We start from the raw sequence: 19,205 nt of genomic DNA on the forward strand, positions 1-19,205 counted from the left end.
AGTCTACGGCCGGGCCGATCGGTGCAGTCGTCCCCCGGGCGACATCCGGCATCCGCTCGGCGTTCACCGGGCGGTCACGCGCGCTGCTTACCGTGGCGGTCTGCGCGGCGCGGCGACCTGCACGTCGCACCCCCTCCCACGGAGAGCCCCGCACCCATGAGCCGTCGAACCATGACCGAGACCGCAGCGGGTGTCCGCGTGGCCCTGGCGCCGGCCGCCGAGGCGTGGGCGTTCGTCGGTGCCGACCTTCCCGTGCAGTGCATCGCGGTCACGGAGGTCACCCTCCGCGAAGGCGAGCTTCTCGTCGAAGTGGAGCTCACGACCGTGAGTGACGGCGACCTCCGCACGGCCTTCGGGCACCGGGCGCAGCTTCCCCACGTCCTCGGCCATGAACAGGTCGGACGCATCGTCGCGCAGGGCCCCGGCGCCCCCGGGGCGACCTACGACGGACTTCCTCTCACGGTGGGCGACCGCATCGTCTGGGGGGCCACGGTCGACTGCGGGGAGTGCGCGCTCTGCCTGGAAGGACTGCCGCAGAAGTGCGAGCGCCCCCAGCGGTACGGCCACGAACGCGTCCGGCGCGGGTGGGAACTCTCCGGCGGTCTCGCGACGCACGTCCACCTGCTCGCCCGCACGACGATCGTTCGCGCGCGCGACTGGATCCCGGCGGCGGTCCTCGCGCCCGCGTCTGGTGCGACGGCGACGGCAGCAGCGGTGATCGACGCCGCGGAAGGCATCCGTCCGCTCGCTGGCGAGACCGTCCTCGTGTCGGGGTGCAGCGTGGTCGGCCTCACCGCGATCGCGATGGCGAACGAACGCGGCGCGCGCGTCGTCGCCGTCGACCCCGAGCCGGGTCGCCGCGACCTCGCGCGCACCTTCGGCGCCACTGCCGCCCACCCGCCCGGGCGAGCACCCGGCGGGTTCCGGGTCGGGCTGGAACTGTCGGGGGAAACGGACGCGGTGGGCAGCGTCGTCGCCTCCGCCGGCACGGGCGGCGTCGTCATCGTCACGGGCGGCGCAGCCGATGCCCCGCCGGTGCCCGTCTCGGCCGATTCCCTCGCGGAACGCCTCGTGACGATCCGCGGTGTCGACGGCTATCGGCCCGAACACCTCGTGGATGCCGTGCGCTTCCTCGAACGCGCCGACCACGATCTGCTCGCGGGTCTCGTCGGCGCGACGGTGGCGTTCGCCGACGCGCCGCGCGCGCTCGACGCACCCGCAGCCGGGGCGACGCGCATCGCCGTCCGCCCCTGACGCGGCGCCATCAGCCTGCTAGCCGCGCGGTGCGTGCCAGCGCTGCTGAGCCGCGAGCAGCCCTTCGCCGACGAGCAGCTCGACGGCATCCGCAGCGTCTCCGATGAGGCTCGGCAGCGCGGAGCGCTCGGCGGCCGAGAACGGGTCGAGCACCCAGTCGGCCGGGTCTTGACGGCCCGGCGGACGGCCGATGCCGACGCGCACGCGCGGGAACTCGGGGGTGTTCAACGCCTTCGCGACGTCGCGGACGCCGTTGTGGCCGCCGTGACCGCCTCCGGTCTTCAGCTTGACGGTGTCGAACGGGATGTCGAGCTCGTCGTGCACGATGACGACGCGCTCGGCCGGCACGTCATAGAAGCGCGCCAGGGACGACACCGGACCACCCGACACGTTCATGAACGAGTTCGGCGTCGCCAGCACGAGTTTCGGTCCGCCCGGTCGCAGCCAGGCCTCCGCGACGCGCGCGTTCGCCTTGTGCGCACGCAGGGTCTCCGACCGCCGCGCGGCGAGCTCGGCGACCACCATCTGACCGACGTTGTGCCGCGTCGCCTCGTACCGCGGCCCGGGGTTGCCGAGGCCGACCACCAGCCAGGTCTCTGCCATGGGTGTCCCTTCCGACGACGACGCCCGCCGCCACCAGTATCGGCGGCGACGGGCGTCGCGTTGAGTGTTCACAGACCGGCGCCGTGCGCGCGGTCGCGAGTCTTACTCGGACTCTTCGGCCGCCTCGGCCTGCTCCTCGGCGACAGCCTCGTCAGCGGCCTCGATCTCGTCGACCTCGGCCATGGTCGCCGCCGGGACGGAGATCGCGACGATGAGCACCTCGCCGTCGGTGACCAGCGACGCGCCCTTGGGGAGCGTGAGGTCGGCGGCCGTGATGTGCGTGCCCTCCTCGAGACCCTCGACGTCGACGACGACGTGCTGCGGGATGTGGGTGGCCTCGACCTCGAGCGACACGGTGGTGCTGTCGAGGTTGACGATCGTGCCGGGGAACGGCTCGCCCTCGACGAGAACGGGGACGTCGACCTGGATCTTCTCGCCCTTCTTCACGACGAGGAGGTCGATGTGCTCGATGATCTGGTGCACCGGGTCCTTCTGGACGTCCTTGACCAGCGCGAGCTGCTCCTTGCCGTCGATCTGCAGCTCGAGCAGCGCGTTGGCGCGGCGGACGAGCAGCGAGACCTGGTGGCCCGGGAGCGCGACGTGCACGGGCGTGGTGCCGTGACCGTAGAGCACGGCGGGGATCTTGCCCGCAGCGCGCAGACGGCGGGCGAAGCCCTTGCCGAAGTTCTCGCGCGCCTCGGCGATGACCTTGGAGTCGATTTCGGTCGACATGATGATTCTCCTTGCGAAGAGCCCGGAGGGGCTCGGGTGTGGGGTCTGTGGATTCGACTCGAACGCCGGCGCGTGAGGAAAGCCACGGACCACCGGCGGAAGCCGCCAGGCAGAATCTCGGAGCCGTATCACCGCGTCGATCACGGATGCCCGGAGCATCCCTCGCCGAAGTACGTGCCCGAGTCTACCAGCGCCACCGGTAGCATGGTGACGCGCCCTTTCCCCGAACGAGGAGGACCCATGGACTACGGCTGGATGTCGCACGCACTCCTGTGGCTGATCGGTCTCATGTCGGTGGGCGCGACGCTCGGCGCCGTCGGAGCGCTGTGGTCGCTCGGCCGTGCCGGCTACCGCAAGGACTGAGCGTCCCGCACTCCCGCGATCCGCGCGACGACGGACTCCAGGTGGGCGTCGTTGGCGACGCGGATGCCGGCCTCGTCGGTCGCGAGCGGCTCGAGCGTCGCGAGCTGTGAGTCGAGCAGCGACGCGGGCATGAAGTGGTCGCGACGCGACATCCGCTCGCGCAGTTCGGTCTGCGGCACGACGAGTTCGACGAACCAGGCATCGGCGCAGGATGCACGGATACGGTCGCGATAGGAGCGACGCAACGCCGAGCACGCCACGACGACGGGTGCCTGGTGCACGAGCGCGTGGGCCACGGCATCGAGCCAGGGAGCGCGGTCGTCGTCGGTCAGGGGCGTGCCCGCAGCCATCTTCGCGACGTTCACACGCGGGTGCAGGTCGTCGCCGTCGATGAAGTGCGAGCGCAACCGGGCGGCCAGCGCCGCCCCCACGAGCGACTTTCCCGATCCGCTCGGGCCCATCACCACGATCCTGCTCACGACCGCTCCGTCCTGCGCCGCCGGCGGCGGCATCCGTTCCGACCCTATGGCGGGCGTCGTCACGCGGCGACGCCACGCGCCGCATCGGACTACGCTGGGAAGTGAATCCCCTCCACCGTTTCTCCGAGGAGTCCCCTGTGTCACAAGCCGTGCAGCCCGCAGCCAACATCGGAGTCGTGGGACTCGCCGTCATGGGGTCGAACCTCGCCCGCAACCTCGCCTCCCGCGAGGGCAACACCGTGGCGGTGTTCAACCGCAGCCGTTCCAAGACCGACGAGCTGATCGCCGCGCACCCCGAGGCGGAGTTCGTCCCGGCCTTCTCGTACGAGGAGTTCGCCGCGTCGCTGCAGAAGCCGCGCACCGCGATCATCATGGTGAAGGCCGGCGGCCCCACCGACGCGGTGATCGACTCGCTCATGTCGGTCTTCGAGCCGGGCGACATCATCATCGACGGCGGCAACTCGCTGTTCACCGACACCATCCGGCGCGAGAAGGCCGTCGGAGAGGCCGGTTTCAACTTCGTCGGCATGGGAGTGTCGGGCGGTGAGGAGGGCGCTCTCCTCGGCCCCTCGCTCATGCCCGGCGGACCCGACGCGGCCTGGGTCACCCTCGGCCCGATCCTGAAGTCGATCGCCGCCGTCGCCGAGGGTGAGCCGTGCGTCACGCACGTCGGTCACGACGGCGCGGGCCACTTCGTGAAGATGGTCCACAACGGCATCGAGTACGCCGACATGCAGCTGATCGCCGAGGCGTACGACCTCATCCGTCGCGGCACCGGCAAGTCGCCCGCCGAGATCGCCGACATATTCGCCGAATGGAACCGCGGCGAGCTGGAGTCGTACCTCATCGAGATCACCGCCGAGGTGCTCCGCCAGACGGATGCCGCGACCGGCCTCCCGCTCGTCGACGTCATCGTCGACGAGGCGGGCGCGAAGGGCACCGGCGCGTGGACCGTGCAGACCGCGCTCGACCTCGGCGTCCCGGTCTCGGGCATCGCGGAGGCGACCTTCGCCCGCTCGCTCTCGAGCCACCGCGAGCAGCGCGACGTGTCCGGCGCACTTCCCGGTCCGTCCTCCGACGACTTCACGGTCGCCGACGTGGATGCCTTCATCGAGCAGGTGCGCCTGGCGCTCTACGCCTCCAAGATCGTCGCCTACTCGCAGGGCTTCGACGAGATCCGTGCGGGCGCGGCCCAGTACGGCTGGAACATCGACCTCGGCGCCGTCTCGAAGATCTGGCGCGGCGGGTGCATCATCCGCGCGCAGTTCCTGAACCGCATCGCCGACGCCTACGACGCCGCGCCCGAGCTCCCCGTGCTCCTCACGGCGCCCTACTTCGTCGAGGCGCTCGGACGCGCCCAGGACGCGTGGCGCGAGATCGTCCAGATCTCCGCCGGCGCCGGCATCCCCGCCCCCGCTTTCTCGTCGTCGCTCGCCTACTACGACGGCCTGCGCGCGGCGCGCCTGCCCGCCGCCCTCATCCAGGGCCAGCGCGACTTCTTCGGCGCCCACACGTACCGTCGCACCGACAAGGCCGGCACGTTCCACACGCTGTGGTCGGGCGATCGCAGCGAGGTCGAGGCCGAGGACACGCACTGAGCTCCGACGTCGCGCCGGCGTCGCGAGAGTCGGCCGCGCTGCGCGTGCACCGCACGGCGGCACGCGTCGTGCTGGCCGGCCTCTCGGGCGTGTACCTCTGGGCGATCGCGTGGATGACGTTGCGTGTGCGACCCTACGGCTCCGACATCTCCTACGCCCTCGATCGCCTGCTTGCGTGGTTCGCGGAGCGTCCGTCGACCGCCTGGATCACGTTCGACCGGGTGGAGTTCGCCGCGAACGTGGCGATGTTCGTGCCGCTCGGGGTATTCGCGGTGCTGTGGTTCGGCGTGCGCGGCTGGTGGACCGCGCCGGTGCTGGGCCTCCTCGCCAGCGGCGTGATCGAAGCCGCACAGGCACTGTTCCTCGACTCGCGGGTCGCCGACGTCCGCGACCTCGCCGCGAACACGCTCGGCGCGATCGTCGGGATGCTGCTCATGCTGCTGCTGGCGTTCCTGCTGGCGCCGTCGCGCCCCCGGCGCTGATCACCGGGGGCGCGTCCTCCCGCGGCGTCAGCGGGTGATGTCGCGGATCGTGCCCTTGTCCAGTCGGAGGCGACGGCGCGCGCGGTGGGCCACCGCCGAGTCGTGCGTCACGACGATGAGCGTGAGCCCCTCGGCGTTCAGCTCTTCGAGCACCGCGAGGATGTCATCGCGCATCGACTCGTCGAGGTTGCCGGTCGGTTCGTCGGCCAGGAGCACGCGCGGGCGCTTCGCGATCGCGCGGGCGATCGCCACGCGCTGCTGCTGACCTCCCGACAGCTCGCCCGGACGGTGATCGGCGCGCTCGGCGAGTCCCACCCGCACCAGCGCATCGACCACGCGCACGTCGCGTTCGGCGCGAGGGAGCCCGAGCGGTTCCAGGCCCATGTCGACGTTCTCCGCGGCCGTGAGGGTCGGGATGAGGTTGAACGCCTGGAAGACGAATCCGATCTCCCGCGCGCGCACCCGCTCGAGATCGGCGGACGACCCCTGCGCGAGGTCGGTGTCGCCGATCATCAGGTGCCCCTCGGTCGGCTTGTCGAGCGCTCCCAGCAGCTGCAGCAGGGTCGACTTCCCCCCGCCCGTCGGCCCCTGGATCGTCACGAAATCGCCCGCGTCGATCTCGACGTCGACGCCCTTGAGCGCCTGCACCACACGCCCCTTCTGCGCATAGGTCTTGGTGATCCCGGTGAGCCGGTAGGCGGGAACGGTCTCGGTCGGAACGGCATCCGGGGTGTTCTGCTCGACGATGGTCATGTCTGTCTCTCCTTGGGGAAGTCGGGTCGGGCGGGGCAGGTCAGCCGACGGCACGGAGGGCCTCGGCCGGGCTGAGCCGGGCGGCGCGCCAGCCGCCGAAGGCACCGGCGACGAGCCCGCCGGCGACGGCGAGCAGGAGCGCGACCAGCACGATCCACACCGACAGCGGAGCGCTGAGGACCACATCCGTGCTGGACTGGGCGAGCTGGGCGCCGAAGCCGCCCATGCCGCCGCGTGCGCCACCGCCGGGGCCGGTCGTCGCGTCGCTCGCCGGAGCGGACGAGATCGTCGGCGAGATGAGGTTGACGGCGAGCACGCCGGCAAGACCGAGGGCGACGCCGATGACGCCGCCGAGGAGCGCCTGCACGACGGACTCGCCGGCGACCTGTCCCACGACGCGACCGTTGGACCAGCCGATCGCCTTCAGCGTGCCGATCTCGCGCGTTCGGCGGGAGATGCCGGAGATCGTGAAGAGCACCGCGAGGGCGACGGCGACCGCCAGCACGATGATCGACAGCCACGTGCCGAGGCTCGTGATGAGCGACGAAGCGCTGGCCAACGACCCCGAGACCGACGCTGCCAGATCGGACTGCGAACTCACCGTCGCGTCGGGAAGGGCGTCTTCCAGCGCCGCCTGCACCGCACCGATCTGATCGCTCGACGCGGCCTGCACGTAGACCGTCGAGACGACGTCGCCGGCGCCGGAGAGGTCTTGTGCGACATCCAGGGGGATGTAGACGTTCGCGGCGGTGTCGGCCTCCGCCGACGTGGACGCGACGACTCCGACCACCTCGAACGCCGTGCCGCCCACGTCGATCGTGTCCCCCACGGCGAGCTCCGCGCTCGACGCATACGACGCGTCGAGCACAGCGACGAAGGCGCCGGCGTCGGCGTCGGTCAGTGCGCGGCCGTCGGTCACCGAGACGGCCGACAGCGGGCCCACCGTGGTGTCGGCGGCCTCGACGCCGAGCACGCTGAAGGAGTCGACGTTGAACGAGCCGCCGCCGAAGCCGGCGCCTCCCTCTTCGCCCTGCCCCGGCATCTGACCGCCGTCGGCGGTGCCGGCATCCGTCCCCGCATCACCCGAATCCGTCGGCCGCTGCGGCAGTTCCCCGTCGAACGTCGTGTTGGTGAGGCTGAGCGCGCCCGAAGCGGCCGCGACACCGTCGATCGAGGCGACCGTCTCGAGGGTCGCCGCGTCGATCGTGCCGCGGAGGAAATCGGTCATCAGGCGCGACTGGCTCAGGCTCGTCGTGCCGTCGTCGCCGGTCGCCCCGTCGTCGTCGCCGAAGTCGAACTGCGGACCGCCGCGGCCGCCGCCCTCCCCCGGCTCGGTCTGCGCCCCGGACACCGTGAGGTCGGTGCCGACGCCGTACACCGACTCCAGCGCCTGTGCCTGCGCGTCGCGCACGCCCGCCGAGAGCGCGTTCACGATGATGACGAGGGCGATCGCGATGGCCAAGCCCGTCGCGACGATCGCCGTCTGCTTCTTGCGCCCCGAGAGCTCACGGCGCAGATACGTCCAATACATGGGTCTCCTTCTCGGCCTGACGCCCGCTGGAGGGATTTCCATGGACGGGGGCGCTCGCCGGCATCCCGACGCTAAGGACGACGCTTCTGAGAGAGTTCAGGCGGCGTTATGGGGAAGCTATGAGGGTGCACCGGGCGCTCGCGTCGCGCGACCCGTGGATACCCGACGGTATTCACAGAGCACGCATAGCTCACCCCATAGGAACCGCATAGCTACAGGTCCACAATGGATGCCATGACCGCTCCTGCCGCCACCCCCGCTCTGCGCCGCCCCGACGGCTCTCCCTTGCGCGTGCTCGTCGTCGACGACGAGCAGATGCTCACCGACCTGCTGTCGATGGCGCTGCGGATGGAGGGGTGGGACGTGCGCACCGCCGGCTCGGGCTACGACGCGCTCGCGGTCACGCGCGACTTCGACCCCGATGCCCTGGTGCTGGACATCATGATGCCCGACCTCGACGGCATGTCGGTGCTCCAGCGGCTGCGGCACGCGGGCAACGACGTGCCCGTCCTGTTCCTCACGGCGAAGGATGCCGTGGCAGACCGCGTCGCCGGGCTCACGGCGGGCGGCGACGACTACGTCACCAAGCCGTTCAGCCTGGAGGAGGTCGTGGCACGTCTTCGCGGCCTGATGAGGCGCGCGGGAGCCGCGACGGCAGGCGGCGCCGACCCCATCCTGCGCGTGGGCGACCTGACCCTCAACGAGGACTCCCACGAGGTCGAGCGGGGCGACGCGCAGATCGAGCTGACGGCCACGGAGTTCGAACTGCTCCGCTTCCTCATGCGCAACCAGCGCCGCGTCGTCTCGAAGGCGCAGATCCTCGACCGGGTGTGGAACTACGACTTCGGGGGCCGCTCGAGCGTCGTCGAGCTCTACATCTCCTACCTCCGGAAGAAGATCGACGCCGGGCGCGATCCCCTCATCCACACGGTGAGGGGCGTCGGCTACATGATCAAAGCCCCCCAGTGATGACCTCGGAGACCCCCGCACCCACCGCCGCCTCCCCCACTCGGGCGCGAAGCCGCTGGAGCCTGCAGACCCGGCTGATCGTGGCCGTCGTCTCGCTGGTCGCGCTCATCCTCGTCGCGATCGGCTTCGCGACCGGCACGATCCTCCGCTCGATCATGCTCGAGAACCTCGACGCGCAGGTCACCTCGGCGGCCGAGCGTGTGCACCTGAGCCCCACCGGCACCGCCTCCGACGTGCTCAACGAGGGGCGCCAGGAGGTCGGGACGCTCCTCATCCTGAACAACTTCTCGGGCATGACCGGCGCGTACGTGGGCAACGACGACGCCGCGATCGCGCTCACCGACGACGAGGTGCGCGACGTGCTGACGAGCATCGGGAACACCGTCGACCGCGAGGGTTGGGGCGACGCCACCGTCGAGGGCGTCGGCGATTACCGCATCCGTGTCCCCGGCGGGCCGTCCAGCGTGCCGTACGCCGTCGGGATGCCGACCTCGGAGCTCGTCTCGACGATCGGCCAGATCCTCACGACCGTCACGCTCCTCACGCTCGGCGGCCTTCTCGTGCTGGCCGCCGTGATCGCCGTCGTGATCCAACAGGCCCTGAAGCCGTTGCGCGTCGTCGCCGACACCGCCGCCCGCGTCGCATCGCAGCCCCTGGCATCCGGTGACGTGAAGATCACCGAGCGGGTGCCCGCCGCGGAGGCCGACGACTCCGACGAGATCGGGCGCGTCGGCGCGGCACTGAACACCCTGCTCGACCACGTCGACTCCTCGCTGGCGGCACGCCAGCGCAACGAGGAGCGCATGCGCGCGTTCGTCGCGGATGCCAGTCACGAACTGCGCACGCCGCTGGCGGCCATCCGCGGGTACTCGGAGCTGTCGCTGCGCTCTCTCGGACAGGCCACGCAGCAGCCTCGCACGACCAAGGCGCACCTGGAGGCCGCGGCCCAGCAGTCCGAACAGGGGCTCGAGCGCATTCAGGCGGCCTCGCTGCGGATGACGACCCTCGTCGAAGACCTCCTGCTCCTGGCGCGGCTCGACGAAGGCAAGGAGCTCGTCTACGGCGCGGTCGACCTCACGCGCATCGCGATCGAGGCGGCCTCCGACGCGCAGGTGGCCGGCGCCGACCACGAATGGGTCGTGGAGGTGGGCGAAGAGCCCGTGGTCGTCGCCGGCGACGGCGCGCGGCTGCACCAGGTGGTGGCGAACCTCCTCACCAATGCGCGGGTGCACACCCCCGCCGGCACCCGCGTCACCGCCACGGTCGCCCTCGACGAGGGTGAAGCGGTGCTCCGCATCCACGACGACGGCCCGGGCATCGACCCGGCGGTCGCCGACGAGCTCTTCGAACGGTTCGCCCGCGCCGACTCCTCGCGCGCGCGGCAGACCGGTGGCACCGGCCTCGGACTGTCGATCGCGAAGGCGATCGTGTCGGCGCACGGCGGAACCATCACCGTCGACAGCGAGCCCGGATCGACCACGTTCGAGGTGCGACTGCCCGCTCGCCCCGCCGATCCCGCCTGACCCGCGCTCGCTCAGTAGCCGGAGAAGGCGTCGGTCGTGATCGACCGGGCGCGCTCCAGGGCGGGGGCGAGTTCGGAGATCAGGGCGGGAGGACCGGAGATGTAGGCGTGGCGCTCGGCGATGTCGGGCACCACCTGCAGGAGACCCTCGGCATCCAGGCGCACGCCGCGTGCCCATCGCCAGCGCGCGGGAAGGTCGGTCGGCTCGTCGCGCGTGAAGACGACGACGGGCACTCCGGATGCTTCCAGCTCGTCGCGGAAGGCGAGCTCCTCGGCACCCGACGCGACATACACGAACACGACGTCGCGGTCGTCGGAGGACAGTCGTAGATGCCGCAGCTGCGAGACGAACGGCGTGACGCCGATGCCGGCCGCGACCATGAGCACCGGGCTGGTGGGCTTCGACGGCAGGACGAAGTCACCCCAGACCCCGGTCACGGGGAGCGACTGACCGGGCTCGACACGCGCGAGGGCCTTCTTGTAGCTCGACTGGGAGCCCTCTCGCAGAGCGATCCGCACGGTCGGGAGCTCCTCGGGCGCCGACACGATGCTGAACTCGCGGCGCGTACCGCGGGCGTCGGCGTGCGCGTGAGCGACTTCGAGCTCGAGGTACTGACCGGCGGAGAACCGGAACCCGCGTCGCGCGTGGAAGACGAGCTCCCGGACGGTCGGGGTGAGTGCGATGCGCTCCACGAGCGTGAGGCGCACGGCGGAGCGGAACGCGAACACGAAGGCGACCAGGTTCCCGATGAGGAGGGCGCGCTCCTGGCCGAGGCTCACGCCACCGACGTCGATGGGCCAGCCCGCCAGCACGCCCACGATCGCCGCCACGACGAACTGCTGCCAGCGGCGCGGCGGCAGGGTGAGCGGCTCGGAGAGCATGAACACGCCGAGGAAGAGGAAGGGCGAGGACCACAGCAGCTGCCAGAAGACCGTCCCGGCGTCGAACGCGAGCCCTGCCGTCTGATACTGGCTGGCGGTGCGGAAGAAGGCGACCGCGACGGCGACCACGAGGAACACGAGCACGACGCGCAGCTTCTCGGTGCGGAACAGCACCAGGAACCCGGCGACGATCACCGGCGCCGCGAGATACGGGGAGCCCACCCACCAGGCGGAGGCGCCGAGCTCCGGCACCCAGACGCTCAGCACCGTGAGGAACGTCGCCCCGACGGCCGCCGGGTTGAAGATGTGGCGTCCCTGCCAGGCGAGCACGTACTTCGACGCGGATGCCACGGCGCCTGCCACCGCGAGACCGACGAGTCCGAGGGGATCGAGGGTGGGGCGCAGCACGAACAGCAGGATCAGCACCGTGATGAGAGTGGACTCCCATCGCCATGCCTTGCCGAGGAGTCGGTGCGCGAGCGCATCCACCGCGACGCACGCGAGCCCGAGCACCGCCCACGCGGCCAGCAACTCCCACGGGGTCGGGGCGAGGACGCCGAAGAACGACTCGACGAACGCGATGGCCGCCAGCGCCACGAGGGCCCAGACGACGAGGCGATACATGGAGATCCGGCCGATGAGCGCGAAGACGCGGGTCCAGGCGGCGGTGAGCGATGAGATCACGAGAACAACTCTGCCTTACAGTTCGGGGACCACTCCACGCGGCCATCGGTCGTCATCCGCACCCACGGCACTCCCCACGCGTGGGCGAGGGCGGGTCCGCCGTCGAAGAAGAGCGCGCTGGCAACGGCATCCGCCGTCATCGCGCGCGGCGCGACCGCCCACGTCGCCGCGATCGTCTGCACGGGCTCCCCGGTGCGGGCGTCGAGCACGTGATGGAGACCATCGCCCCACGCGCGCCGGTTGGTCGCCGAGGCGCACAGCGCGGCATCCGCCACATCCCACACGCCGATCGCGCGCCGCGCGTCGTAGGGGTGCTCCAGACCGATCCGCTCCGGCGGTTCGTGCACGCCACCGCGCACCGCGAGATCGCCGCTCGCGTCGACCACGATGCGACCCGGCATCCGCCCTTCGGCCTCGACCGCGACCCACCGCTCGACCTCGGCGACGACGAGGTCGACGAGGCGTCCCTTGCCGATCGCGCCGACGTCGATCGTCCCGGGCTCGCTCAGCCGCAGGTAGGCATCGTCCCAGTGGAGCTGCTCGCGCCACCTCGAGGGCGCGGGGCGAGCACCCGCGTCGAGGAAGCCGTACGCAGGGTCGTAGCCGCGGAGGGCGAGGGCGTCGCCGATGAGCGGGTTGATCGCCCCCTCGGTGGCATCCGAGAGCTCCGCGTACGCACCCAGCATCGCGGCCGCGTCAGGCGGCACTGGGACCGCTCCGCCCCGCGTCGCCAGAGAGCGCACGACCGAGTCGTCGCGGAACCGCGACCACGTGCGATCGAAATCGTCGATGATCGCGGTGACCGCGCGCCGGGCGTCGACCGACAACGGTCGTGGCGTCGAGATCTCCCAGGACGTGCCGATGGCGGTGAACTCCCACCGCGCATCGGCTGCGCCGCCCATCAGGCGGCCGCTTCGGCCTTGATCGCGTCGATCGCCTCGTTGAATCCGCCGCTGGTGAGCGAGGAGCCCGCCACGCGAGAGACGGAGATCTCGTCGATGTCCTTGCCCACGACCTCCGCCTGGATCCCGCCGATGAACTGCGACTGGTACTGCTCGGACTCGCGCTTGGTGGGGTTACCCGTGACCTCGACGGCGGTGACGACATCGTCGGCCAGCGTGACGGTGACGCTGATCGTCTCGACCGACTCGGGCGTCGCGTAGGAGCCCTCGGCGGTGTAGGTGCCGTCCGCGTAGGTCGCAGAACCGGACGAGGCGCCGGAGTCGGTTCCGGCCTCGGTGCTGGAGGTGCCGCTGTCGGCGTCACCCGTGGTCGTCGGGCTCGTGGTGCCTGCGCATCCGGCGAGGACGGCGATACCCAGGACGGATGCCGCGGCGGCGCCCATGCGCAGCTGGCGGGGAACGGCGGTGGTGCGGATCATGGTTGGTCCTCCTTCTGTCGTGCCCCACCCGTTCTGCGGGGGGCGAGACCCACGCTATCCGCGCCGACCCTTCCGGCGTCTCGGGGACAGCTATGGGTTTGCAGTGAAGCGCCGCACGGCCTTGAGTCCTTCCACGGCGGCGAAGATGACGACGGAGAGCGCGAGCGGAGCCAGCCAGCCGGTGACCGGAAGCGGCTGCGATCCGAACAGTCCGTTCATGAACGGGACGTAGGTGTACAGGAGCTGGAGCAGCAGCAGCGCTCCCGCCGACCACCACACGACCGGATTGCCCCGGAGGACGTCGACGGTGACGCTCGAGCGCCCCAGGAACCGGCAGTTGAAGAGGTAGGCGAGCTGACCGAGCGCGAGCATGGCGACCGCCTGCGTGCGGGCATAGTCCACGTCGCCCGTGGTCGCGGTGCCCCACCAGAAGACGCCGAGCGTCGCCCCGCCGATGAGGAGCGACACGAGGAGGACGAAACCGAGCTCGCGCGCCGAGACGATCGAACCTCCGGGAGCCCGGGGCGAACGCGCCATGATGCCCTTCTCCGCCGGTTCATAGGCCAGCGCGAGCGACAGCGTGACCGCCGTGACCATGTTGACCCAGAGCACCTGGACGGGGGTGAGCGGCAGGGTGAACCCGAAGACGATCGCGACGAGGATGACGAGCGACTGCGCGCCGTTGGTGGGCAGCAGGAAGACCACCGACTTGCGCAGGTTGTCGTAGATGCGACGGCCCTCTCGGATCGCACTGCGGATCGTCGCGAAGTTGTCGTCCGCCAGGACGATCTCCGCCGCCTCCTTCGTGGCCTCGGTGCCCTTGATCCCCATCGCGATCCCGACGTCGGCTCGGGTGAGGGCCGGTGCGTCGTTCACGCCGTCGCCGGTCATCGCCACGACCTCGCCGTGGGACTGCAGGGCACGCACGATCCGGATCTTGTGCTCCGGGCTCGTCCGCGCGTAGACGTCGACGTCGCGCACGACCGTCTTCAACTGCTCCTGGCTGAGCGATTCCAGCTCCGCGCCGGTCAGCACGCGCACGTCGTCGCCGTCGGCGAGGCCCATCTCGCGGCTGATCGCGAGGGCGGTCCCCGCGTGGTCGCCGGTGATCATCTTCACGCGGATGCCGGCGTGATGGCAGTCGGCGATGGCCTCGATGGCCTCGGGCCGCGGCGGGTCGAGGATGCCCCACAGCCCGAGGAACTCGAGGTCGACGAGGTCGTCGATGTCGACCTCGCGCGTACGAGTGGGGGTGCGCGCCGCGGCGAGCACGCGCAGACCTTCGCCGCTCAGCTCCGCGATCGCCGCTTCCCAGAGAGCCCGGTCGACGGGCTCGGCGCCGTCGGCGCCACGCTGCGTGAGCGAGCGCTCGAGGAGGCGGTCGGGAGCGCCCTTCACGAGGATCGCCCGGGCCCCGTCGACGGACTCGTTGAGGGTGGCCATGAACTTGTTCGCCGAATCGAAGGGGACGACGCCGATGCGCTTCGGGCGAGGCTCGGGCCGCGGGCCTCCCTTCATCGCGACGACCTTCAAAGCGCCCTCGGTCGGCTCGCCGACGAGGGTCCACCCCGACCCGTCGTCGGACGGCACGACGTGCGCGTCGTTGCAGAGGTCGGCGACGGCCAGGAGGGCCCGGACATCCCCGTCGCCCACGGAGCCCGCAGGAGCCGCGGAAGTCGACACGCGGCGGATCTCCCCCGCCGGGTCGTAGCCCAGGCCGTCCACCTCGTAGCGCGCGACCGGAGTCACCATCCGCCGCACCGTCATCTCGTTCTTCGTCAGCGTGCCGGTCTTGTCGGAGCACACGGTGGTGACCGAACCGAGCGCCTCGACGGCGGGGAGCTTTCGCGTGATGGCGTTCCGGCGTGCCATCTGCTGCACGCCGATCGCCAGGGTGATCGTGACGAGCGCGGGAAGGCCCTCCGGGATGGCGGCCACGGCGAACCCGATGGTCGCCGAAACGAGATCACCCAGCGGCATGCGGTGGAGGAAGCGTCCGATGAGCATCATCAGCACGGCCATCCCGAGGATGACGAGAGTGAGCACCTTGCCGAACTGAGCGAGCTGGGTGGTCAGCGGAGTCTGCAGCGAGCCTGCCTCCCCCACCAGCGTCTGGATGCGCCCGATCTCGGTGCGAGAGCCTGTGCCGGTGACGACGCCGCGTCCCTGTCCCGCCGAGACGATCGTGCCCGAGAACGCCATCGACGTGCGGTCGCCCACCCCGGCGTCGTCGGCGACCGGCTCGCTCTGCTTCGAGCACGGCACCGATTCGCCGGTGAGCGCTGCCTCCTCGATCCGCAGTTGGAAGGTCTCCAGCAGACGCACGTCGGCGGGCACCTTGTCGCCCGGCGCGAGACGAACGACATCTCCCGGGACGAGGTCGGCGGCGGGAATCGTCGACCACGCGCCATCGCGCCGCACCTGCGCGTCGGCCGACAGCATCCCGCGGATGCCGGCAAGCGCCTTCTCGGCGCGGCCCTCCTGCAGGAACCCGATCACGGCGTTGATGATGGCGACGGCCATGATGACCCAGAAGTCGAGCCAGTCCGCCATGATCGCCTTGATCGCGGCCGCGCCGAGCAGGATGTAGATGAGGGTGTCGTTGAAGTGCCCGAGGAACCGCAGCCACGCGGGGGTGCGGGCGGGCTCGGGAAGGACGTTCGGACCGACCTGCGCGAGCCGCTCAGCGGCGTCGGATGCCGTCAGGCCACCGGGATCGGTCTGCAGCGCCGCCAGGACGGCTGCGGTGTCGTGGGAGAACGGGCGCTCGATGTCGAGAGCGGATGCGGCGGCCATGCCGCGATCCTATTCGCGTCTGTCAGGCCGCGCCGTCGAACATGCTCGTGACCGACCCGTCCTCGAAGACCTCTTTGATCGCCCGCGCGAGCAGCGGCGCGATCGGGAGCACCGTCAGGCCCGGGAATCGCTTCTCGGGAGGCAGGGGGATCGTGTCGGTGACCACCACTTCGTCGATCGCGTCGTCCTGCAGACGAGTGCTGGCCGGGTCGCTGAAGATCGCATGCGTGGCGGCGACGATGACGCGCTCGGCGCCGTCCTTCTTGAGGGCCTGCGCAGCCTTCACGATCGTCCCGCCGGTGTCGATCATGTCGTCGACGAGGAGGCAGACGCGCCCCTCGACGTTGCCGACGATGTCGTTGACGGTCACCTGGTTGGCGACGTTGGGGTCACGGCGCTTGTGGATGATCGCGAGCGGCGCGTCGAGGCTGTCCGACCAGGTGTCGGCCACGCGCACGCGTCCGGTGTCGGGTGAGACCACCGTGAGCTTCGCGCGGTCTTCGGGCGACAGGCTCTTCTCGAAGTAGTCGAGCAGCACGGGCTTGGCGAAGAGGTGATCGACGGGGCCGTCGAAGAAACCTTGGATCTGCGCCGCGTGGAGGTCGACGCTCATGACGCGGTCGGCGCCGGCGGTCTTGAGCAGGTCGGCGACGAGGCGCGCACTGATGGGCTCGCGTCCCCGGCCCTTCTTGTCCTGCCGGGAGTACGGGTAGTACGGGGCGACGACGGAGATGCGCTTCGCGGACGCGCGCTTGGCGGCATCCAACATGATGAGCAGCTCCATGAGCCACTCGTTGACCGGGGGGCCGAACGACTGGATGAGGAAGATGTCGCATCCGCGGATGGACACCTCGAAGCGCGTGAGGATCTCGCCGGAGGCGAAGGTGCGGTGCTCGGTCGGCACGAGGCTCGACCCCAGCTCGGCGGCCACCTGCTGCGCGAGTTCGGGGTGGGAGCTGCCCGCCGCCACGACGAGACGCTTCTTCGTCTTCACGACGAGGCCGGGGGCGATGTCGTCCCTCTCGGGATCAGTCGCCTTGTTCTTGCGCGCCATCGTCCGCTTTCTGTGCGGACCGCGCACGTGCGGCGGCTGCGGCCGCTTCCGTGCCCGGTCGGTGATTCTCGACCCACCCCTCGACATTGCGTTGAGGGGTCACGCTGAGAGCGAGCGCACCGGCGGGGACGTCCTTTCGGATGACCGCTCCGGCGCCCGTCTTGGCGCCATCTCCGATCCTAACGGGCGCGACGAACACGTTGTGCGAGCCGGAGTGCACCTCGTCGCCGATCTCGGTGCGGTGCTTGGCGATGTCGTCGTAGTTCGCGGTGATCGCGCCGGCGCCGAGGTTCACGCCGCGGCCGATCGTCGTGTCGCCGATGTACGACAGATGCGGCACCTTGCTGCCCTCGCCGATCGTGGAGTTCTTCGTCTCGACGAAGGTGCCGATCTTGCCGCGGGCGGCCAACTGGGTGCCTGGACGCAGGTAGGCGAACGGTCCGACGGCCGCACCCGCGCCGATGACGGCGAGCATGGCATCCGTCCGGCGGACGACCGCGCCCTCGCCGACCTCGCAGTCCTCGAGGGTCGTGTCGGGGCCGACGATCGCGCCGGTCTCGACCGTCGTCGCCCGCAGGATGTGGGTGTTGGGTAAGACGGTCACGTCGGGGGCGAGCGTCGCGGTGACATCGATCCACGTGGTCGCCGGGTCTTGGATGGTCACCCCGGCCAGCTGCCACCGCCGGACGGTGCGGGCGTTGAGGAGCCGGCCCGCCTCCGCCAGCTGCGCCCGGTCGTTGACCCCGAGGGTGACGGACACGTCGGCCACGACGGATGCCGCGACCGCGCGGTCGTCGGCGCGCAGGAGTCCGATGACGTCGGTGAGGTACTTCTCCCCCTGCGCGTTGTCCGTGCTGAGGAGCGGCAGGCGGGTGCGCAGCTCCCTCGCAGCGAAGACGTACACCCCGGCGTTGATCTCACGGACGGCGGCCTCGTCGTCGGTCGCGTCCTTCTGCTCCACGATGCGCGCGACGCCGCCGTCGGCATCGCGCAGCACCCGGCCGTAGCCGGTGGGCTCGTCGACGACCGCACTCAGCAGCGTCGCGGCCGACGCCGCAGCGCGGTGGGCGCCCACGACGGCGGCGAGGGTCTCGGCATCCAGCAGGGGGACGTCGCCGCTCAGCACGAGCACGTCGCCGTCGAAGTCGGGGAGCGCGGTCAGGGCGATCTCGACCGCGCGACCCGTGCCGGCGACCTCGTCCTGGTCGACGACGATCACTTCGGGCGAGACCCCGAGAACAGCCTCGGCGACCTGGTCGCGCTCGTGGCGCACGACGACCACGACGTGCGCGGGAGCCAGGTCACGGGCCGTGTCGAGCACGTGCCCGACCAGCGGCCGCCCGCCGATGCGATGGAGCACCTTCGGGAGCGCGGAGCGCATGCGGGTACCCTGCCCCGCCGCGAGAATGACCACGGCCAGCGAGGGGTCGAGAGTGTTCTCCGTCATGCTCCGCCGCCAGGATTCGAACCTAGACCTCACAGCTCCAAAGGCTGTCGTGCTGCCATTACACCACGGCGGACCGCGGACCGCAGGGCGGGGCCGCACCGTCCAGTCTGCCACGGGCGGCACCGTCTCCCCGTTCGCGCGGGCGATGCCTCGACCCGGGATAATGGCGGAGTGACCGCCGAACACGATGAGGTCGACCGGATCGTCGACGCGTGGACGACGCAGCGACCCGACCTCGATTTCTCGCCCCTCGAGGTGCTCTCGCGCGTCGACCGCCTCTCGCGCCACCTCGACCGCGCGCGCCGTGAGGCGTTCCGTCGCAGCGAGCTCGAGCCGTGGGAGTGGGACGTGCTGTCGGCGCTGCGCCGGGCCGGCGAGCCGTACCAGTTGAGCCCGAAGCAGCTGCTCCAGCAGACACTGGTCTCCAGCGGCACCATGACCAATCGCATCGATCGTCTCGTCGGCCGCCGCCTCGTCCGCCGCGAGGCGGACCCAGCCGACGGGCGCAGCGTCCTCGTGACGCTCACCGAAGACGGACGCACACGCGTCGACGCGGCCATCACGAGACTCGTGGATGCCGAAGCCGTGCTCCTCGCGATGCTCTCGCGCACCGATCGCGACCGGCTCGCCGCACTCCTGCGCAAGCTCAGCCTCGGCTTCGACACGTCGCGCTGA

Annotated in this window: 18 protein-coding genes and 1 tRNA gene; 7 read left to right on the top strand and 12 right to left on the bottom strand. The window is 70.8% G+C overall.

Translation table 11 applies throughout. From position 1 onward, the window contains the following. Positions 1-171 precede the first annotated feature (171 nt). Positions 172-1,254 (top strand): alcohol dehydrogenase catalytic domain-containing protein, encoded by a 1,083-nt coding sequence (locus tag P0Y48_06110; GenBank protein ID WEK14762.1) that lies wholly within the window; start codon positions 172-174, stop codon positions 1,252-1,254. Between the two features lie 18 nt (positions 1,255-1,272). Here P0Y48_06110 and pth read toward each other — a convergent pair whose 3' ends face one another. Together pth and P0Y48_06120 are read right to left on the bottom strand one after the other, a co-directional pair. After that, positions 1,273-1,857, bottom strand: coding sequence for an aminoacyl-tRNA hydrolase (pth, locus tag P0Y48_06115; GenBank protein ID WEK14763.1), 585 nt, complete (start codon positions 1,855-1,857; stop codon positions 1,273-1,275). Positions 1,858-1,959: 102 nt separating this feature from the next. Then, entirely contained in the window at positions 1,960-2,589 is a 630-nt protein-coding gene (locus P0Y48_06120; protein ID WEK14764.1) for a 50S ribosomal protein L25/general stress protein Ctc, read from the bottom strand. A 240-nt stretch (positions 2,590-2,829) separates the two neighbouring features. Here P0Y48_06120 and P0Y48_06125 point away from each other — a divergent pair, with 240 nt between their 5' ends. Beyond that, entirely contained in the window at positions 2,830-2,952 is a 123-nt protein-coding gene (locus P0Y48_06125; GenBank protein WEK14765.1) for a hypothetical protein, read from the top strand. Here P0Y48_06125 and P0Y48_06130 read toward each other — a convergent pair. Further along, positions 2,937-3,464 (bottom strand): gluconokinase, encoded by a 528-nt coding sequence (locus P0Y48_06130; protein ID WEK14766.1) that lies wholly within the window; start codon positions 3,462-3,464, stop codon positions 2,937-2,939. The genes P0Y48_06125 and P0Y48_06130 overlap by 16 nt on opposite strands. Before the next feature lie 158 nt (positions 3,465-3,622). On the opposite strand from P0Y48_06130, the gene gndA reads away from it, so the two are divergent. Together gndA and P0Y48_06140 are read left to right on the top strand one after the other, a co-directional pair. Next, the gene (gene gndA / locus P0Y48_06135) at positions 3,623-5,029 is read left to right on the top strand and encodes an NADP-dependent phosphogluconate dehydrogenase (protein WEK15026.1); all 1,407 of its coding nucleotides are present in this window, start codon (positions 3,623-3,625) and stop codon (positions 5,027-5,029) included. A 44-nt stretch (positions 5,030-5,073) separates the two neighbouring features. Beyond that, positions 5,074-5,511: a VanZ family protein gene (locus P0Y48_06140; protein WEK14767.1), complete on the top strand. Its 438-nt coding sequence runs from the start codon at positions 5,074-5,076 to the stop codon at positions 5,509-5,511. 27 nt (positions 5,512-5,538) lie between these two features. On the opposite strand, the gene P0Y48_06145 is transcribed toward P0Y48_06140, so the two are convergent. After that, the gene (locus tag P0Y48_06145) at positions 5,539-6,264 is read right to left on the bottom strand and encodes an ABC transporter ATP-binding protein (GenBank protein WEK14768.1); all 726 of its coding nucleotides are present in this window, start codon (positions 6,262-6,264) and stop codon (positions 5,539-5,541) included. 40 nt (positions 6,265-6,304) lie between these two features. Beyond that, positions 6,305-7,795 (bottom strand): ABC transporter permease, encoded by a 1,491-nt coding sequence (locus tag P0Y48_06150; protein ID WEK14769.1) that lies wholly within the window; start codon positions 7,793-7,795, stop codon positions 6,305-6,307. Positions 7,796-8,029: 234 nt separating this feature from the next. Here P0Y48_06150 and P0Y48_06155 point away from each other — a divergent pair, with 234 nt between their 5' ends. Beyond that, positions 8,030-8,764: a response regulator transcription factor gene (locus tag P0Y48_06155; GenBank protein ID WEK14770.1), complete on the top strand. Its 735-nt coding sequence runs from the start codon at positions 8,030-8,032 to the stop codon at positions 8,762-8,764. Beyond that, positions 8,764-10,287 carry a HAMP domain-containing sensor histidine kinase gene (locus tag P0Y48_06160; GenBank protein ID WEK14771.1) on the top strand — a complete coding sequence of 508 codons (1,524 nt, stop codon included), beginning with the start codon at positions 8,764-8,766 and terminating at the stop codon, positions 10,285-10,287. The genes P0Y48_06155 and P0Y48_06160 overlap by 1 nt, the downstream gene beginning before the upstream one ends. Positions 10,288-10,298: 11 nt before the next feature. On the opposite strand, the gene P0Y48_06165 is transcribed toward P0Y48_06160, so the two are convergent. The 7 genes from P0Y48_06165 to P0Y48_06195 form a co-directional block, all read right to left on the bottom strand. Then, entirely contained in the window at positions 10,299-11,852 is a 1,554-nt protein-coding gene (locus P0Y48_06165) for an RnfABCDGE type electron transport complex subunit D (GenBank protein ID WEK14772.1), read from the bottom strand. Then, positions 11,849-12,754 carry an FAD:protein FMN transferase gene (locus tag P0Y48_06170; protein WEK14773.1) on the bottom strand — a complete coding sequence of 302 codons (906 nt, stop codon included), beginning with the start codon at positions 12,752-12,754 and terminating at the stop codon, positions 11,849-11,851. Before P0Y48_06170 ends, P0Y48_06165 begins: the two co-directional genes overlap by 4 nt. Further along, positions 12,754-13,233: a hypothetical protein gene (locus P0Y48_06175; GenBank protein ID WEK14774.1), complete on the bottom strand. Its 480-nt coding sequence runs from the start codon at positions 13,231-13,233 to the stop codon at positions 12,754-12,756. Before P0Y48_06175 ends, P0Y48_06170 begins: the two co-directional genes overlap by 1 nt. Positions 13,234-13,323: 90 nt before the next feature. Beyond that, positions 13,324-16,029, bottom strand: coding sequence for an HAD-IC family P-type ATPase (locus tag P0Y48_06180; protein WEK14775.1), 2,706 nt, complete (start codon positions 16,027-16,029; stop codon positions 13,324-13,326). Positions 16,030-16,051: 22 nt separating this feature from the next. Next, a complete protein-coding gene (locus P0Y48_06185) occupies positions 16,052-17,083 on the bottom strand; it encodes a ribose-phosphate diphosphokinase (GenBank protein WEK14776.1) in 1,032 nt (343 codons plus the stop codon). Continuing rightward, positions 17,058-18,530, bottom strand: a complete 1,473-nt coding sequence (gene glmU / locus P0Y48_06190; GenBank protein WEK14777.1) for a bifunctional UDP-N-acetylglucosamine diphosphorylase/glucosamine-1-phosphate N-acetyltransferase GlmU — start codon at positions 18,528-18,530, stop codon at positions 17,058-17,060. Before glmU ends, P0Y48_06185 begins: the two co-directional genes overlap by 26 nt. A 1-nt stretch (position 18,531) precedes the next feature. After that, positions 18,532-18,603 (bottom strand) — tRNA-Gln (locus P0Y48_06195). Positions 18,604-18,701: 98 nt separating this feature from the next. Here P0Y48_06195 and P0Y48_06200 point away from each other — a divergent pair. Beyond that, a complete protein-coding gene (locus P0Y48_06200) occupies positions 18,702-19,205 on the top strand; it encodes a MarR family winged helix-turn-helix transcriptional regulator (protein WEK14778.1) in 504 nt (167 codons plus the stop codon).

Source organism: Candidatus Microbacterium phytovorans (assembly GCA_029202445.1).
Classification (GTDB): Bacteria; Actinomycetota; Actinomycetes; order Actinomycetales; family Microbacteriaceae; genus Microbacterium; species Microbacterium phytovorans.

Coding starts and splice junctions, on each gene's coding strand:
- P0Y48_06110 (WEK14762.1), top strand. CDS start 172: ATGACCGAGACCGCAGCGGGTGTCCGCGTGGCCCTGGCGCCGGCCGCC.
- pth (WEK14763.1), bottom strand. CDS start 1,857: ATGGCAGAGACCTGGCTGGTGGTCGGCCTCGGCAACCCCGGGCCGCGG.
- P0Y48_06120 (WEK14764.1), bottom strand. CDS start 2,589: ATGTCGACCGAAATCGACTCCAAGGTCATCGCCGAGGCGCGCGAGAAC.
- P0Y48_06125 (WEK14765.1), top strand. CDS start 2,830: ATGGACTACGGCTGGATGTCGCACGCACTCCTGTGGCTGATCGGTCTC.
- P0Y48_06130 (WEK14766.1), bottom strand. CDS start 3,464: ATGCCGCCGCCGGCGGCGCAGGACGGAGCGGTCGTGAGCAGGATCGTG.
- gndA (WEK15026.1), top strand. CDS start 3,623: ATGGGGTCGAACCTCGCCCGCAACCTCGCCTCCCGCGAGGGCAACACC.
- P0Y48_06145 (WEK14768.1), bottom strand. CDS start 6,264: ATGACCATCGTCGAGCAGAACACCCCGGATGCCGTTCCGACCGAGACC.
- P0Y48_06150 (WEK14769.1), bottom strand. CDS start 7,795: ATGTATTGGACGTATCTGCGCCGTGAGCTCTCGGGGCGCAAGAAGCAG.
- P0Y48_06155 (WEK14770.1), top strand. CDS start 8,030: ATGACCGCTCCTGCCGCCACCCCCGCTCTGCGCCGCCCCGACGGCTCT.
- P0Y48_06160 (WEK14771.1), top strand. CDS start 8,764: ATGACCTCGGAGACCCCCGCACCCACCGCCGCCTCCCCCACTCGGGCG.
- P0Y48_06170 (WEK14773.1), bottom strand. CDS start 12,754: ATGGGCGGCGCAGCCGATGCGCGGTGGGAGTTCACCGCCATCGGCACG.
- P0Y48_06175 (WEK14774.1), bottom strand. CDS start 13,233: ATGATCCGCACCACCGCCGTTCCCCGCCAGCTGCGCATGGGCGCCGCC.
- P0Y48_06180 (WEK14775.1), bottom strand. CDS start 16,029: ATGGCCGCCGCATCCGCTCTCGACATCGAGCGCCCGTTCTCCCACGAC.
- P0Y48_06185 (WEK14776.1), bottom strand. CDS start 17,083: ATGGCGCGCAAGAACAAGGCGACTGATCCCGAGAGGGACGACATCGCC.
- glmU (WEK14777.1), bottom strand. CDS start 18,530: ATGACGGAGAACACTCTCGACCCCTCGCTGGCCGTGGTCATTCTCGCG.